We start from the raw sequence: 16,349 nt of genomic DNA on the forward strand, positions 1-16,349 counted from the left end.
TGCTGCGTACGCTGACGACCATCGTCCCCGGAGCGGGACTTCGATCGGGAGCCACGCCATGAGCACACGACGCCGATTCCTCGTCCTGGGCGGCACAGCAGCCGGAGCCGTCCTTGTCGGCGCCGCCGCGCGTCATTGGCCGTCGCCGCTGTCGCAGGACGCCGCCGGTCTGATCCCCGCGGCCGAGGCCGCCCCGTCGAGCGAGCGCTTCGAGGTCGTCTTCACCGAGGCTGAATGGCGCGCCAAACTGTCGCCCGCCAGTTTCGCCGTGCTGCGGCAGGAAGCCACCGAGCGGCCCTACAGCAGTCCGCTCAACGGCGAGCATCGCCGCGGCACCTTCGCCTGCGCGGGGTGCGCGCTGCCGCTGTTCTCCTCGACGACGAAATTCGAGAGCGGCACCGGCTGGCCGAGCTTCTGGCAGCCGCTGACCGACGCGGTGGCGGTCCGCACGGACTCGACGCTGGGCATGGCGCGGATGGAGGTCCACTGCCGTCGCTGCGGCGGACACCTCGGCCATGTCTTCGACGACGGGCCGCGTCCCACCGGCCTGCGCTATTGCATGAACGGCGTGGCGATGAGCTTCGCCGCCGCCACGACGTGATCCCTTCTTCGATCTCCAGATTCCGGACTTCCGAATGCTGCTGCTCCTCCTGACCTACCTCGGCGGCGTGCTGACCATCGTCAGCCCCTGCATCCTGCCGGTGCTGCCCTTCGTCTTCGCCCGCGCGGGCCAGCCCTTCACGCGCTCGGTGCTGCCGATGCTCGCGGGCATGGCGCTGATGTTCACGCTGGTGGCCACGCTGGCCGCGGTCGGCGGCGGCTGGGTGGTGCATGCCAACCAGGCGGGCCGCGTGCTGGCGCTCGTGCTGATGGCGGTGTTCGCGCTGGCGCTGCTGTGGCCGCGCCTGGCCGATCTCGTCGCGCGTCCCTTCGTGGCGGCGGGCGATCGCCTGTCGTCGAGCGCGCAGTCGGCGCAGACGTCCGGGCGCGGCGGACCGTGGTCCTCGCTGGTGCTGGGCATCGCGACCGGGCTGCTCTGGGCGCCGTGCGCGGGCCCCATCCTCGGCCTGGTGCTGACGACGGCGGCGCTGCAAGGGGCCGGCGTCCATACGAGTCTGCTGCTGCTGGCCTACGGGCTTGGCGCCGTGACCTCGCTGGCGGTCGCGCTGCTGGCGGGTCAACGCGTGTTCGCGGCCATGAAGCGCAACCTGGGCGGCGGCGAATGGCTGCGTCGCGGTCTGGGCGTTGCGATGCTCGCGGGCGTCGCGGCGATCGCGCTCGGACTCGACACCGGCGCCTTGTCGCAGCTGTCGGTCGCTTCCACGGGAGGCCTCGAGCAGCGCTTGCTGGAGCGCCTCCAGAACGACGGCGCACCCGCCGCGATGGCACCGCAACCGCAGTCGGCCATGATGGCGGCCGCCGACACCGGCAACGCGATGGCGCCGAAGAACGCCATGCAAGGCGCAATGACCGGGGCGATGTCAGGTGCGATGACCGGCGCCATGTCGGGCAGCGCCGAGGGATCCGGGGTCGCTGGTGGCGCCATGATGATGTCGGGCGGCCACGGTGGCGCTGGTGCCGGCGCCTTGCCGGACCTGGGCGGTCTGCCGTCGCTCGATGGCGCCGTGCAATGGCTGAACTCGAAGCCCCTGACCGCCGAAGCGCTGCGCGGCAAGGTCGTGCTGATCGACTTCTGGACCTACTCCTGCATCAACTGCCTGCGCAGCCTGCCGTACGTGAAGGCGTGGGCGGAGAAGTACCGCGACCAGGGGCTGGTCGTGATCGGCGTGCATGCGCCGGAGTTCGCTTTCGAACGTGACGTGGACAACGTGCGCAAGGCCGCGCGCGACCTGGGTGTCGGCTATCCGATCGCCGTCGACAACAACTTCGCGATCTGGCGCGCGTTCGCCAACCGCTACTGGCCGGCGCACTATTTCATCGACGGGCAGGGGCGGGTCCGCTTCAAGCATTTCGGCGAAGGCGAATACGCGCACTCGGAAGCGGTCATCCAGCAACTGCTGCGCGAGAACGGCAGCGGCCGCATGGATTCCGGCACGGTCGAAGTGCAGGCGAAGGGCGTCGAGTCGGCCGGCGGCAGGCAGGAGGTCTCTTCCCCCGAGACCTACGTCGGATATGAGCGGGCCGAGCGCTTCGCATCCAAGCCCGCCGCCGCGCACGACCAGCCGGGCACTTACGCGGCGCCTGCGCAACTCGCGCTCAACGACTGGGCGCTCGACGGGACCTGGCGCGTCGGGCCGCAGCAGGCGACCGCGCTGAAGCCGCAGGCGAGGGTGGTCTACCGCTTCCATGCGCGGGACCTGCACCTGGTGCTCGGCTCTCCGGCAGGGACGTCCGTGAGATTCCGCGTCACGCTGGACGGTCAGCGACCGGGTGCGGCGCATGGCGTCGACGTGGACGCCGACGGCAGCGGCACCGTCAGCGGCCAGCGCCTGTACCAGTTGATCCGGCAAGGCGAAGGTCCGTTGAAGGACCATGGCTTCAGCATCGAGTTCCTCGATCCCGGCGTGCTCGTCTACGCCTTCACCTTCGGTTGAACCGGGCCCGCGAGGCCTTGAAAGGATGACCATGATCACGCCCTCCAATCCCCGACCGGACCGCTCGGCCACCACGACTTCCAACAACGCCGCGAGCCGTCGGCGACTGCTCCTGCTCGGCGCCGTGGCATTGCCGCTGGCGGTGCTAGGCATGCAGCAGCTGGCGGTGGGACGGTCGGCCACGCCGGCGATGGTCGTCGTGGCGCCGACCTCCGATATCGCGCCCGACGCGGCCCGGCCCACGGAGACCGCCATCTTCGCGGGCGGCTGCTTCTGGGGCGTGCAGGGCGTCTTCCAGCACGTCAAGGGCGTGACGCGCGTCGTCTCGGGCTATGCCGGCGGCAATGCCGGCACCGCGCACTACGAGATGGTGGGCAGCGGCCTGACGGGTCACGCCGAGGCCGTGGAGATCACCTACGACCCCAGGCAGGTCAGCTACGGCGCCTTGCTGCAGATCTTCTTCTCGGTGGCGCACGATCCGACGGAGCTCAACCGGCAGGGACCGGACACCGGGCCGCAATACCGCTCGGCGATCTTCCCGAAGGATGCGGAGCAGGCGCGCGTCGCGCAGGCCTACATCGCCCAGCTGGACGCCGCTCGGGCGTATCCGAAATCGCTCGCGACCAAGGTGGAGGCAGACAAGGCCTTCTTTCCGGCGGAGGGCTATCACCAGGACTTCCTCGAACGCAACCCGCGCCATCCGTACATCGTGATCAACGATCTGCCGAAGGTGGATCAACTCCGCCAGCTGTTCCCGCAGCGCTGGCGGGCGACGGCGGTGCTGACCCGCACGCCGTGACGCCAGCAGCAAGGCCGGCGACGATCGCCAGACGCGCGATCCTTCACGGCGTTCCGTAGAGATCGGTGCGCACCGCCTGGCTGTAGTGCGCGTCGATCTGCGCGATCTCGGCCTCGCCCAATTCACCGGCTTCTCGCAGCCGGTTCACGTCCGAGATGATCCGGCCGACCGAGGGCAGGCTGTGTCGATCGAGTCGCGATTCCTCGTCCCACAGGTGCGCCCGGTTGATGGCCTTGCCGCAATGCATCAGCACCTCGTCGATCAGGACGACCGTGGCCGTCTTCGGCGTGTGCTGGCCTTCGCGCAGGTCGCGCAGCAGGTCCTCGTCGGTCGAGATGCGCCCGCGGCCGTTGATGCGCAGGAAAATGTCGAGCCCCGGGAACAGGAACACCATCGCCAGCCGGTCGTCGCGCTGCAGGTTGCGCAGCGACTCGATGCGGTTGTTGCCCGGCCAGTCCGCGAAAGCCACGGTGAACGGGTCCAGCACGTGCACGAAGCCGGGCGGCCCGCCACGCGGGGAGGCGTCCAGTCCGCGCTCGCTGCCAGTCGACAGGCAGAAGAAGGTGGCTTTCGCGAGGTAGTCGCGGTGGAACGCCATCAACCGGTCGAGCACCGCCTTCTGGATCATCTCGGAAGGGGGTGAGTACAGGGCGTCCAGGTCGGGAGGGGCCAGGTCTTGCATGGGAGGTCTCGTGGTCGTGATGACCCGAGCGTACGGACCAATGGCGTGGCGGCCATACACTACCGGCGCCATCAAGTAGCTTGAATCCGCCAATGTCGAAGAGACTGGACGACGCGTATCAATGGGCCAACTCGGCCGACGGCCCCGTGCTGGTCGCCGTCGAGGGGCGCGAGGAGCAAGGCATCGCGGCGGAATCGCACAGTCACGCGCGCGGACAGCTCTTCGGATCGCTGAACGGCGTGTTGTCCGTGGACGTGGAGGAGGGTGTCTGGCTGGTGCCCAGCAGCCACGCGGTGTGGTTGCCGCCGCACGAGGCGCATGCGGGGCGCTCCCACGGGGCGTTCCGCGGCTGGAGCGTGTACGTGGCCGAGCCGGCCTGCGCGGACCTGCCGCAGCGTCCCTGCACGATCCGCACGTCGGGACTGTTGCGCGAAGCGGTGCTGCGTGCCTGCACCTGGCCGATCGACGCGTCGACGCCGCCGCTCGACGCGGGACGCGCGCATCTGGCCGAGGTCGTCCTGGAGGAGATCCGCAGCTCGCCGCCGGAGCCGCTGGGACTGCCGCTGCCGAGCGATCCTCGATTGCAGCGCATCGCCAGGGCCCTGATCGAGGATCCCGCCGATGAGCGCGACCTCGATCAATGGGCCGACTGGGGCGCGGTCAGCGCGCGCACCTTGAGCCGGCGCTTCGTGTCGGAGACGGGTTTCAACTTCAGCGCGTGGCGGCAGCGCGCGCGGATGATGCGATCGCTGGAGATGCTGGCCGCAGGCGCGGCGGTGTCCGCGATCGCGCTCGATCTGGGCTACTCGACGGCGAGCGCGTTCATCCAGGTCTTCCGCCGGACGTTCGGGCAGACGCCGACGGCGTATCGCGCGCGGCTCTGATCGACGATCCGACGAGAGGGATCAAGCCGCCGCGGCCAGTTGCCGCAGCTTGGGCTGATGGAAGGTCAGCGGGGTGTCCGCGAACACGCACAGCGTGTCCAGCAGCGCATCCAGTTCGGACTCGCGGCTGTAGAAGGCGTTGAAGCCGGCCTCCATGCAGCGGGGCCCGAACAGCACCTCGTCCGCGTTGCTGATGGCGAAGGCCACGCCGCGGAAGCCCGACTTGCGCATGCGGGCGACCGTGTTCAGGCCGGAACCTTCGCTCAAGGCCACATCGCAGATGACGACGTCCGGCTGGCACAGCGCGGCGGTGATCACCGCGTGCTCCTCGCAGGCGCACTGCGCGACCACGACGGCGCCGGGCACGTCGCCCAGGCGGTGGCGCAGGGTGGCGATCCAGGTCGGGGAGGGATCAACGAGGAGGATCTTCATGGCGGGGCGTCCCAGGCGATTGCGTTGCCGCAGTGTGTCGCGACGCCCCGCCGCGCGGTATCTCCGGACTTCCGTGCCGCGCGTCCGGCTTGTGCCGCATTGCGTGTCAGCAAATTGCCGACAGCCAGCGTCCTCGCCCTTCAGCCTTCAGGAGACCGACGGACTGAACGCCCTCAACCGCGCCACCTCGTCCACCGGCGTGGCGCCGAAGTAGCGCTTGAACTCCCGGCTGAACTGGGACGGGCTCTCGTAGCCCACGCGCGTCGCCGCGACGCCGGCCTTCACGCCTTCGTTGAGCATGATCAGCCGCGCCTTGTGCAGCTTGTAGCTCTTCACGTACTGCAGCGGCGAGGTGTTGGTCACCGCCTTGAAGTTGTGATGGAAGGCGGACACGCTCATGTTCACCAGGCCGGCCAGCTGCTCGACGCTGAGCGGCTTGGCGTAGTGGGATTCGATGTGCTGCAGCGCCTTGGTCACCTGCGCGAAGTGCGTGTGCCGGTTGGCGAGCGCCTGCAGCGCCGCGCCGCTCTCGCCGCACAGCACGTGATAGATGATTTCCTTGAGGATGAGCTTGCCCAGCACCTTCGCGTCGCGCGGCTGGTGCATCGCGTCGAACAGGCGTTCGATGGCGCAGAGGACTTCCTCGGTGAACGCGGCGCTGTTGACGCCCGTGGTCTCCAGGCTCGTGCGGCGGTCCAGGCCCTCGTCCTCCAGATCGATCAGCAGCTCCTGCAGCACCGCCGTGTCGATGTCGATCGACACGCCGACGAAGGGCTTGGCCTTGCTCGCGATCGTCTGGCACTCGAAGGGCAGGGGGACCGTCAGCAGCAGGTAGTTGTCCGCGTCGTAGCGGAAGGTCTTCTCGCCGAGGAAGCCCACCTTCGCGCCCTGCGCCACGATGACGATCGAGGGCTCGTACAGCACCGGCGTGCGCGGGTGGGAGGTCTCGGAATAGAGGATCCGGACGCCCGCCACCGGCGACGGCGTCGAGAAGGAACCCGACTTGTAGCGGGTCGCGGCTTCGATGATGCGCCGGCGGATGCTGTCGTTGAGGGTGGTCGCCATGGGTGCTTCAAAAGACTTCGGGCGCACGCGGACGGATGCCCGCGTGCGCCTTGAAGGGAGGGATCAGCGGAAGATCAGCGGGCCGCTTCGAGGATGCGCTGGCTGTCCTCGATCGTGATGTCCTGGTGCTCGCCCAGGGCCGTGCCGCCGTGTTCCTTCAGCTTGGCGATCATCGCCGGGATCGAGCTGCCGTCCAGTCCGTAAGCGGACAGGCGAGTGCCGACGCCCAGTTGCTCGAAGAAGGCGCGCGTGGCGGCGATCGCGCCGTCTATGCGCTGCGCCTCGCTGCCGTCGCGCAGGCCCCAGACGCGGTCCGCGTACTGCAGAAGCTTCGCGCGCTTCTGCTCCTTCTTGTACTCGAGCACCGAGGGCAGCACCACCGCCAGCGTCTGCGCATGGTCCAGGCCATGCATCGCGGTCAGCTCGTGGCCGATCATGTGCGTTGCCCAATCCTGCGGAACGCCGGCGCCGATCAGGCCGTTCAGCGCCTGCGTCGCGCTCCACATGACGTTGGCGCGGACGTCGTAGTTCTCCGGCTCGGCCAGGGCGCGCGGGCCTTCCTCGATGAGCGTCAGCAGGATCCCCTCGGAGAAGCGGTCCTGGATGCGGCCTTCGGCGGGGTAGGTCAGGTACTGCTCGACCGTGTGGACGAAGGCGTCCACGACGCCGTTGGCCACCTGGCGCGCGGGCAGGCTGTACGTGGTCACCGGATCGAGGACCGCGAACACCGGGTAGGTGTAGGCAGAGAAGAACGGCAGCTTGTCGCCGGTCGCCTTGCGGCTGACGACGGCGCCGTTGTTGGACTCCGAGCCGGTGGCCGGCAGCGTCAGCACCACGCCCATCTTCACGGCGCCGGTGACCTTGGCGCCGCGCTTCAGCAGGATCTCCCACGGGTCGCGCGCTTCGTCGTACCGGGCCGCCGCAGCGATGAACTTCGTGCCGTCCGCGACGGAGCCGCCGCCGACGGCGAGCAGGAAGTCGACCTGCTCGGCCTTGACGACCTCGACGGCCTTCATCAGGGTTTCAAACGTCGGGTTGGGCTCGATGCCGCCGAACTCGAACACCGTGCGGCCGGTCAGCGCGGCGCGGACCTGGTCGAGCACGCCGTTCTTCTTGATGCTGCCGCCGCCGTAGGTGATCAGGATGCGGGCGTCCGCGGGGATCTCTTTGCCGAGCTCGGCGATCTGGCCCTTCCCGAACAGGATCTTGGTGGGCGTATTCAGGCTGAAGTTGTTCATGGCTTTCGGCTCCGCAAAGGGTGAACGAGGATTCGTGTCGATGGAGCGGATTGTTCGCTCCGGACCGGATCCGGGCAACGCACGAAGCTGCCTTTGTTTTGCCCAATCCTGTTTCATCGGAGATGAATGGGCAAGGGCTCGCGACCGCCTGTGGGCTAGGCGCGCCCGTTGCCGGAGCACGGCATGAACGCTGCAACGTCCTGGTCAGGCCGGTCGCTCAAGACCTGGTGGCTCCTGCTGAAAGACTCGCTGTCGGCCTGGATCGACGACTACGCGCCCAGCATGGGGGCGGCGCTGTCGTACTACACGGTGTTCTCGCTGGGGCCGCTGCTGGTGATCGTCATCTCGATCGCGGGGCTGGTCTTCGGCGAGGACGCCGTGCGCGGAGAACTCTTCGGCCAGATCGAGGGGGTCATGGGCGCCGAGGCGGCCAAGGGCATCCAGGAGGTGCTGAGCAGCGTCAGCAAGCCCAGCACCGGCATCCTGGGCACGGTGCTCGGCGTTGGCGTCCTGCTGATCGGCGCGACCAGCGTCTTCGGCGAGCTGCAGGATGCCCTCGACCGCATCTGGCGCGCGCCGGTGCGCCAGGGCACGAGCGGCCTCTGGTCGCTGGTGCGGGCCCGGCTGCTCAGCTTCGGGATGATCGTCGGCGTGGCCTTCCTGCTGCTCGTGTCGCTGGTGACCGGCGCTGTGGTCGCGGCGCTCGGCAAGTGGTGGGGCGGCTGGTTCGGCGGCTGGGAATGGCTGCTGCAGAGCCTCAACGCCCTCGTCGGCTTCGCCATGACGGCGGCGGTGTTTGCCTTGATCTACAAGGTCATGCCGCGGGTGAAGGTGGCCTGGTCGGACGTGTGGGTGGGCGCCACGGTGACGGCCACGCTGTTCACCATCGGCCGGATCCTGATCAGCCTGTACATCGGCAAGACCGGCGTGGCGAGCGGCTTCGGCGCGGCCGGCTCCGTGGCGGTCGTGTTCGTGTGGGTCTACTACTCGGCCCAGGTGTTCCTGGTCGGCGCCGAATTCACGTGGCTCTACGCTCAGCGCCTGGGCTCGCGCCGGCGTGTTCCCGCCCGGGACCGGACGGCGCCGGGGCGGTCGACGCCATCAGCGCCTTGATCGCCTCCGTGCTGACGGGCTTCACGAGGTGGGCGTCGAAGCCCGCCTCGCGCGACTGGCGGCGGTCCTTCTCCTGTCCCCAGCCGGTGAGCGCCACCACCACCATGTCGCGACCCCACGGCGACGCCTTGATCCGGGCGCACGCCTCGTAGCCGCTGAGCCCCGGCATGCCGAGATCGAGCAGCACCAGTTCCGGCTGGCACCGCTCGGCCTGCGCCACGGCGTCCAGGCCGTCGTGCGCGACGCGCGGCCTGGCGCCCATGAGTTCGAACAGCAGGGCCAGGCTGTCCGCGGCGTCGACGTTGTCGTCGGCGATCAGCACGCGACGCCCGGCCAGGCTCGGCAGGTCGTCGGACCGGTCGCTTTCGCCGACCGGCCGTGCGGCGTCGGCCGCCATCGGCAGACGCACGATGAAGGCACTCCCTCGCCCCGGTCCGTCGCTGCGCGCCTCGATGCTGCCGCCGTGCAGTTCGACCAGGCCTCGCGCAAGCGACAGGCCGATGCCCAGCCCGCTGCGTTCGCGCTCACGGTCCTGCGCGCGGTCCACCTGCACGAACATCTCGAAGATCCGCGACAGCATGTCGGGCGGGATGCCTTCTCCGTCATCGCGGACGGTGACGACGACGTCGCGCCCTTGCTGCTCGGTGACGATCTGGAGATGACCGCCGGGCGCGGTGAACTTCGCCGCGTTGGTCAGCAGATTCAGGAACACCTGCGCCAGCCGCGTCGCGTCCGCGTCGACGAAGACGGGGCGGCCCGGTGCGGCGATGCTCAAGCGGTGCCCCTGGAGATCGATCGCCGGCTGGCTGGTCTCGACGGCCGCCTGCACCACCTCGGCCAGCGCCACGCGCGACCGGCTCATGCGGATCTTGCCGCTGGAGATGCGCGTGACGTCGAGCAGGTCGTCGATGAGGCGCACCATCTGCACCAGCTGGCGGTCCATCATGGCCTGCACCTTCTGGAGCGTTGGCTCATCGCGCGCTCCCAGGCGGCGGAACACTTCCAGGCCGTTCTTCAGCGGTGCCAGCGGATTGCGCAGCTCGTGCGCCAGGATGCCGAGGAACTCGTCCTTGCGCTGGTCGTTCTCCCGCAGCTGGTCCGCCTGGCTGCGCAGCGTCTCCTGCATCGCCTTGATCTCGGTGATGTCGCGCGTGGTGCCGGCGACGGCGATCACCTCGCCGCCCGGACCGAACACGGGCACGAAGATGTAGTCGTAGATGCGCCGGCCGAAGGCGCCCGCGAAGGGCACCTCGCCGCGGACCGGCTGGCCGGTCGCGACGACACGCTCGATCTCCTCGTCGTGCATGGCCGCATGCCAGGGTTCGTAGCCCAGTTCCAGGCAGTTCCTGCCGATCGCCTCGTCCCAGGTCTTGCCCCACATCCGCAGCAGCACCTCGTTGGCGTAGACGAAGCGGTGGGACAGGTCGAACACGTAGGCCAGGTCCGGCGTGTTGGCCAGGATGGCCTCGTAGAGCCGGCGCTGGCCCTGCGTCTGCTGCAGGGCCGCGGCGAGCGCGGACTCGGCGCGCCGTTGCGCGGTCACGTCGAAGCCTTCGCAGAACACGCCGGTGACGCGGCCGCTCTCGTCGCGGATCGGCTCGTAGATGAAGTCCAGCAGCCGCTCTTCTTCGGCGCTGCCGGGGGCGTAGCGGTAGCGCACCGGCGCCGAGGCGGCAACGAAGCGGTTGCCGGTCCGGTACACCTCGTCCAGCTGCTCGAAGTAGCCCTGTCCGGCGATGTCCGGGAAGGCTTCCCGCGCCGGCTTGCCCAGCCATGCCGCGCTGTTGAACAGGCGCAGGTGGGCGCGGTTGACGAACTCGAACACATGGTCCGGGCCCTTCAGGATGCAGACGAAGCTCGGGGCCTGTTCGAAGATCCGGCGGAGCTCCTGTTCCGCATGCAGGCGCGCCCGTTCCAGCGCCAGGGCGTTGACGTCGGAGATGGATCGTCCGATCTGCCGGCCGATCAGCGCGATGAACGTCCGGTAGTCGTCGTCCAGCGGGCGCTGCGGATTGAGCACGGCGACGAAGGTGCCGAGCCGCTCGGCTCTGCCTTCGATCTGGATCGGCACCGCGATGGCGCAGGGGATCGGGCAGGCGGTCGCCGGCGTGCCGCTGGCGTCGCCGGCTGCGAGGTCCGCGGTCAGCTCCGCGGGCCAGTCGACCGGTCGTCCGATGGGAGACGCGGTCTGCGCGACCCGCATTTCCGCGTGGCCGGATTGGCGCAGATACAGCGCGGCTTGCGGCACATCCTGCGTGCCCGCGCCCAGGACCGTCATCGCCCGCGAGCACACGTCCCGGGCATCGACGGCGTCGGCGGTGGCGTCGTCCAGCGCCTTGAGGAAAGCGAGCCGCCTTTCGCCGACGACGCGCTGCGTCGTCTCCATCGTGACCGCGAGGATGCCGCCGACGCTGCCGTCCTCCACGCGCACGGGACCGAAGGAATAGGAGAAGTAGGTCTCCTCCGCGGCGCCGTGCCGTTCCAGCGCGAGGTAGCCGTCGGGGATCCAGGTCGCTTCGCCGGTGCTCATCACGCCGGCCATGAGCGGCGCGATGACGTCGGCGATCTCGGTCCACACGTCGTGGATGCTGCAACCCAGCGCGCCGGGATGCTTGTCGCCGAGCAGCGGCGCATAGGCGTCGTTGTAGAGCATGACGAGCCGCGGGCCCCAGAGCACGACCATCGGGAAGCGCGAGCCCAGGCAGATGCTGACGGCGGAGCGCAGGCTCTGCGGCCAGGTCTGCAGCGGACCCAGCGGATGGTCGCGCCAGTCCATGTTTCGCATGCGCGCGCCCATGTCCCCGCCGCCGTCGAGCCAGCGCTGGCTGTCCGTCGGGGAAGGCGAGGGCGTTGAAGGCGGCTGGCTCATGGCCAGAATGCTACTTGAGCGGGAGGGCCCGGCTCACCGGGAGAGCCCCGCAGCCATTCCAGCAACCATGACGGCGTTCCAGGCGAGGGGGCGTTGTCCTACACGGCTTTGGAGGCTTCTCCGGTCTCCGCCTGAATCCGCCGACAGTACCGTCGAGGCTCAGACCCACCAGGAGCAATTCCATGCGCACTGCCCATGCCACCGCCCCGTTCTCGATGAGCCAGGCCGGCGCCATCACCGGACTGCCGTCGAGCTATATCAAGGCATTGATCTCGGAGGACCTGCTGGCACCGAGCCGGGACATGCGATTCACGTTCCAGGATCTGGTGCTGCTCCGGGCGGCGCGTCGGCTCCTCGCGTCGGGGGTGCCGTCCTACAAGGTGGTCGCCGCGTTGGCGCACGTGCGTGAAAGCCTCGCCGCGGACTATCGGAAGAGTCTGAACTGATCCCGAGGGATCACGCCCGGACACGGCGGCCCCGGCAGGGCGGACGTGCATGTCGAACATCGGGCATGGCTCTTTCAGATTCGCCGGATCGTGCGACGGATCAACCGGTCACTTCGGCGGCTTGATTTCCTGGCGGTAAGTGCCCACGAGTTCGCCCTTGCCGAGCACGTGTCCCTTGGCCGCCGCCAGCACGTCGTCGCGGTTCGCGCCCAAGGGCAGCTGCAGCAGGATGTCCAGCGCCAGGACCTGGAAGTGGTAGTGATGCGACGGATCGCCGACGGGCGGCCGAGGGCCGTAGTAGCCGACGGAGCCGCGGCTGGTGGTGCCCTGCATCAGTCCCGCGGGCTCGGTGAGCCGCTCCTGTTCCTGGAGACCTTCTGGCAGCGCGGTCACATCGGCGGGGATGTTCCAGGCGACCCAGTGCACGAAGGGCGTGATGGGCCTGGCATCGGGGTCCTCGACGAGCAGCACGTAGCTCCTCGCCCCGGCGACCGCCTTCCAGGTCAAGGCCGGCGAGACGCCGTCGGCGTACTCGCTGTGCCTGGTCGGGATGGGCGCGCCTGAGGCGAAGGCGGTAGAGCTCAGCTCAATGACGGCCGACGTGCGCGGGGTCGTCTCCGGCCTGTCATTCGCGAGCGGCACGCCGACGCCGCGTTGCGCCTGGCGCTTCATCTCGTCCGCGGGTGTCTGCATCGCTGCCGCCGGCTGGGCGTTCCCCTGATAGGCCACGCGATAGAGGACGCCGTTCGCGTCGTCCGACATCAGCAGTGCGCCATCCCGGGCCCAGGCCAGGCCGACCGGCCGCGCGATGTGCGTGCGACCGCGGTCGGTCAGGAAGCCGGTGACGAAGGGCTCGATGCGTTGCGGCTTGCCGTCGGCGAAACGGATGCGGACGATCTCATAGCCCGATGCCTCCTTGCGGTTCCAGGAGCCGCGCATCGTCACGAAGGCGTCGCCCGCGTACTCCGCGGGGAAGCGGCCGCCGCCCTTGTCGAAGACCATCTGCATCGGCGCCGCATGGGCCTTGTAGCCCAGCGCCATCGGCACGCTGTCGTTCTTCCACTGCGCCTTGGTGATCTCGCCCGGCGGCGTGCTCTGCGGGTTGATGCCGCCCGGGCCCCAGACATGCGGCCAGCCGTAGCGTCTGCCTTGTTCGATGAGATTCAGTTCCTCGGGCTGCACGTCGTCGCCCAGGAAGTCGATGCCATGGTCCATGCCCCACAGCGCGCCCGTGGCCGGATGCCAGTCGAAGCCGATCGTGTTGCGCAATCCGCTGGCCACGATGACGCGGCTCTGACCGTCCGGCGAGGCCCGCAGGATCGTGGCGTTCTCGGGGTTGCTCTCGTTGCACGCATTGCAGGTCGAGCCGGCGGTGATGTAGAGCATGCCGTCCGGCCCGAAAGCGATCGTCCGGTTCGGATGCTGGCCGGCATCGGGCAGGTCGCCGACGATGAGCGTCGGTTCGCCGACGCGACCGTCGGCTTGCAACGGCGCGACGAAGATCTCCTTGACGGTCGCCACGTACAGCTTGCCGTCGTGGATGGCCAGGCCATGAGTGCCGGCCCGGGCTAGCACCTTCACCGGCGGCCCGTCGGCGACACCATCGCCATCGCGGTCCTCGAGCATCAGGACGTCGCCCGTATCGCGCCGGCTGACGTAGATTTTCCCGTCGGGCGCCACGGCGATGATCCGCGCGTTTTTCAGGTTCCTTGCGAAGACGGACACCTTGAACCCGGCCGGCGCCTTGAGGGCCGCGACCTGGGCGTCGGTAGCGTCGACCTTGTCGGGCTTGAAGACGTGACTGCGGATCGGCACGTCGGTGCCGTCACCTTGCTGCGCACTGGCGGTCAGCGCCAGGCAGGCGCCGGTGATCAGGATCAAGAGCCGGGAACGGGGAAACATGGGAATCCTAGGAGTGGATCCCATGGCAATCGGCAGACGACGCTCCCGCGATCTGCGTGCCCGTTCCCGACGCAGGCGATGGCATCGCGGCCGTGATGCCCGTGATGCCCGTGACGCCTTTCGACGCCGTCTGCGGCGCGACGGCTCCGCAGGATCAGTGCAGCGCCACGTTCAGCTGGTCGACGGCCTCGGCCCAGTCCGCGTCCTGAAGCAGCAGCTCCTTGAGCAGGCGCGACTGCTGCTCGGACCAGAACGGCGCCTCGGTGATCTTCACGTCACCGGGCAGCGGTCGGTGCACCGAGATGAACTCGCGGATCTCCGCCTCGGAAGAGGGCAGACCGAGCTGGTCGAACAACTCGTGAAACTGGTGGTTGGGCGCTTCCATGAGGTCTCCTTCAAAGTTCGGTCGCGTTCGAGATTAACGCCAAGCGCGGCGCGGCGGTGTAGGACAGTGTTCCATTCAGGACACCGCTGCGCTTACCTCGGCGGTGCTTGCCTCGGCGGTGCCACAAGCGCCCCTTCGATCCCATGCCGGCGCAGCGCCTCCGCCACGAAGCCGGAAGCCTTCATCTCCTCAACGAATCCGCTCAGCCATCGCTGCGCGGCCACGCGTCCCTTGGGCACGCCCATCGCCTGCTCGATCACCATGAAGCGGCCCGGCAGCAGGCGCACGCCGCCCACGCGGCGCGCGTCGGCTTCGAGCTGCTGACGCACACCCGCGGCGACATCGAGCTGGTCGGCGAGGAACATGTCGGTGACCGCCGGCGACGTCGGCGCGCGCACCAGCGTGGCGGACCTGATCTCGCGGGTCAGGTACAGGTCGTAGGCGCTGCCGCGGCCGACGACGATGCGCCGGCCCGTGCGGTCGACGTCCTCGTTGCGCTGCAGCGGCGAGTCGTTGCGGACCAGGTAGGCGCCTTCGATGATCACGTAGGGCGCGGTGTAGTCGGTGTCGGCGCCGCGCAGCGGATCGATGGCGACGAAGGCGAGGTCGACCTGCTTGTCCTTGATCGCCTCGACGACCTTGCCCGCCGCGTTGAAGGCGACGAGCTCGATGCTCACGCCCAGTCGCCGCGCCGCCTCGCGCGCGAGGTCCACCGAGACGCCGCGCAGTTCGCCGTCGGCGCCACGGCTGGCCAGGATGGGATTGCCGAGGTTGATCGCGGCGCGGAGCTTGCCGTTGCCGGCCAACTCAGCTGCGGCGGCGCAGGCCTCAGACGAGCCTGGCGACGCGCACGCGCTCAGCAGCAGTGTGGCGGCGCCGGCGGCGCAGAGTTCGCGACGTTGCACGTTCATGTCGATGTCCTTGTCGTTGTTCAGTCCGCACTTCCCGCCAGCACGATCTTGCCGAGATGCTCGGCGTGTTCCATCGAGGCCTTGGCCTGCGCCAGGTCCTCGAAGCGGAACACGCGGTCCACCACGGGCCGCAGGCGACCGTCGGCGAACAGCGGGAGCCAGTCCGTCCTGAACCCTGGCACCGGTTCCGCGCGCTGCCGCGGAGTTCGGAGCTTGTTCGAGACGCCGAAGAGATGAAGACGCCGTGCGTGCAACGCTTCGAGGTCGAGCTCGGCCTTGAGCACGCCGTCCACGTAACCGACCATCGCAAGCCTTCCCTGGAAGCCCAGCGACCGCACGCATTCGGCGAACACGGTGCCGCCGACGGTGTCGATGGCGAGGTCCGCGCCACGACCATCCGTCGCCTCGCGCACCGCGGTGGCGAACTCTGGCGCGCGGGTCTCGAGACCGAGGTCCAGCCCCAGCGTCTTCAGCCGGGCGAGCTTGGTCGCGCTGCCCGACGTGGCGATCACCGTCGCGCCCATGGCCTTGGCCGCCGACAGCGCGGCGACGCCGACGCCTGAGCTACCTCCCGCCACGAGCAGGGTCTCGCCCGCCATCAACCGGCCCTGGACCACCAGCATGTCGTAGACGACGAGGAAGGTGAGCGGGATCGCGCCCGCGGCTGTCCAGTCGAGGGCTTCGGGCACGTGCAGCGCCTCCGCCTCGCTGATCAGCGCGAAGTCGGCGAAGCCGCCGGCGCACCGACCCATGACGCGATCGCCGACGCGCCACCCCTGGACGCCGCCGCCGACTTCGATGACTTCGCCGGCCGCTTCCGCGCCCACCGGCTTCGGGGCGCCGCCAGCGCCGCCAGCGCCGTGAAGGCCGTGACCGGCCAGGAACTCACCGCGGTTCAGACCCGCCGCGCGCACGCGGATGAGCAGTTGACCGGGACCGGGGACAGGGCGGGGCAGGTCCTCGCGGAGCACCAGCTCCGCGTGGCCGTCGTGGTGTTGGAGGGTGTAGCCGCGCATCGTGTGCTTGTCTCCGCTCATCGAAACTGATCGAAGCCGATCGAAGCCGACC

At 69.1% G+C, this 16,349-nt stretch carries 15 protein-coding genes; 6 read left to right on the forward strand and 9 right to left on the reverse strand.

Annotation, left to right across the window (positions count from 1 at the left end):
* Nucleotides 1–58 precede the first annotated feature (58 nt).
* Genes msrB through msrA form a run of 3 tightly spaced genes read left to right on the forward strand, consistent with a single transcriptional unit; the run spans nt 59 to nt 3,354 of the window.
* Nucleotides 59–601: a peptide-methionine (R)-S-oxide reductase MsrB gene (gene msrB, locus ABE85_RS07235; RefSeq protein WP_067271928.1), complete on the forward strand. Its 543-nt coding sequence runs from the start codon at nt 59–61 to the stop codon at nt 599–601.
* A 34-nt stretch (nt 602–635) separates the two neighbouring features.
* Nucleotides 636–2,555, forward strand: coding sequence for a cytochrome c biogenesis protein DipZ (locus ABE85_RS07240; RefSeq protein WP_067271930.1), 1,920 nt, complete (start codon nt 636–638; stop codon nt 2,553–2,555).
* A 31-nt stretch (nt 2,556–2,586) separates the two neighbouring features.
* A complete protein-coding gene (gene msrA, locus ABE85_RS07245; protein WP_231993252.1) occupies nt 2,587–3,354 on the forward strand; it encodes a peptide-methionine (S)-S-oxide reductase MsrA in 768 nt (255 codons plus the stop codon).
* 43 nt (nt 3,355–3,397) lie between these two features.
* Here msrA and ABE85_RS07250 read toward each other — a convergent pair whose 3' ends face one another.
* The gene (locus ABE85_RS07250; protein ID WP_067271933.1) at nt 3,398–4,036 is read right to left on the reverse strand and encodes an MSMEG_1061 family FMN-dependent PPOX-type flavoprotein; all 639 of its coding nucleotides are present in this window, start codon (nt 4,034–4,036) and stop codon (nt 3,398–3,400) included.
* 92 nt (nt 4,037–4,128) lie between these two features.
* Between ABE85_RS07250 and ABE85_RS07255 the strand changes: the two genes are divergently transcribed.
* On the forward strand, nt 4,129–4,920 hold the full coding sequence (locus ABE85_RS07255) for a helix-turn-helix domain-containing protein (protein WP_067271941.1): 792 nt from the start codon (nt 4,129–4,131) through the stop codon (nt 4,918–4,920).
* A 21-nt stretch (nt 4,921–4,941) separates the two neighbouring features.
* Here ABE85_RS07255 and ABE85_RS07260 read toward each other — a convergent pair whose 3' ends face one another.
* From ABE85_RS07260 to yqhD, 3 genes are all read right to left on the reverse strand, one after another.
* Entirely contained in the window at nt 4,942–5,352 is a 411-nt protein-coding gene (locus ABE85_RS07260) for a response regulator (protein WP_067271945.1), read from the reverse strand.
* A 147-nt stretch (nt 5,353–5,499) separates the two neighbouring features.
* Complete coding sequence (locus tag ABE85_RS07265) at nt 5,500–6,417, reverse strand: AraC family transcriptional regulator (RefSeq protein ID WP_067271954.1); 918 nt, start codon at nt 6,415–6,417, stop codon at nt 5,500–5,502.
* 74 nt (nt 6,418–6,491) lie between these two features.
* Entirely contained in the window at nt 6,492–7,655 is a 1,164-nt protein-coding gene (yqhD, locus tag ABE85_RS07270) for an alcohol dehydrogenase (RefSeq protein WP_067271956.1), read from the reverse strand.
* A gap of 183 nt (nt 7,656–7,838) precedes the next feature.
* Between yqhD and ABE85_RS26830 the strand changes: the two genes are divergently transcribed.
* A complete protein-coding gene (locus ABE85_RS26830) occupies nt 7,839–8,768 on the forward strand; it encodes a YihY/virulence factor BrkB family protein (protein WP_082938405.1) in 930 nt (309 codons plus the stop codon).
* Here the strand turns inward: ABE85_RS26830 and ABE85_RS07280 are convergent.
* A complete protein-coding gene (locus ABE85_RS07280) occupies nt 8,674–11,637 on the reverse strand; it encodes a PAS domain-containing protein (RefSeq protein ID WP_067271963.1) in 2,964 nt (987 codons plus the stop codon). The genes ABE85_RS26830 and ABE85_RS07280 overlap by 95 nt on opposite strands.
* Nucleotides 11,638–11,819: 182 nt before the next feature.
* Between ABE85_RS07280 and ABE85_RS07285 the strand changes: the two genes are divergently transcribed.
* Complete coding sequence (locus ABE85_RS07285) at nt 11,820–12,083, forward strand: MerR family transcriptional regulator (protein WP_067271978.1); 264 nt, start codon at nt 11,820–11,822, stop codon at nt 12,081–12,083.
* Nucleotides 12,084–12,191: 108 nt separating this feature from the next.
* Here ABE85_RS07285 and ABE85_RS07290 read toward each other — a convergent pair whose 3' ends face one another.
* The 4 genes from ABE85_RS07290 to ABE85_RS07305 all read right to left on the reverse strand — a co-directional run bounded on the left by ABE85_RS07290 (nt 12,192) and on the right by ABE85_RS07305 (nt 16,318).
* The gene (locus tag ABE85_RS07290; protein WP_067271980.1) at nt 12,192–13,985 is read right to left on the reverse strand and encodes a YbhB/YbcL family Raf kinase inhibitor-like protein; all 1,794 of its coding nucleotides are present in this window, start codon (nt 13,983–13,985) and stop codon (nt 12,192–12,194) included.
* A gap of 154 nt (nt 13,986–14,139) precedes the next feature.
* A complete protein-coding gene (locus tag ABE85_RS07295) occupies nt 14,140–14,370 on the reverse strand; it encodes a DUF2789 domain-containing protein (protein ID WP_067271982.1) in 231 nt (76 codons plus the stop codon).
* Nucleotides 14,371–14,462: 92 nt separating this feature from the next.
* Nucleotides 14,463–15,281, reverse strand: a complete 819-nt coding sequence (locus tag ABE85_RS07300; protein ID WP_082938406.1) for an ABC transporter substrate-binding protein — start codon at nt 15,279–15,281, stop codon at nt 14,463–14,465.
* A 20-nt stretch (nt 15,282–15,301) separates the two neighbouring features.
* Entirely contained in the window at nt 15,302–16,318 is a 1,017-nt protein-coding gene (locus ABE85_RS07305) for a zinc-binding dehydrogenase (protein WP_231993253.1), read from the reverse strand.
* Nucleotides 16,319–16,349: the final 31 nt, after the last annotated feature.

Origin of the sequence: Mitsuaria sp. 7 (genome assembly GCF_001653795.1) — a bacterium.
Lineage (GTDB): Bacteria > Pseudomonadota > Gammaproteobacteria > Burkholderiales > Burkholderiaceae_C > Roseateles.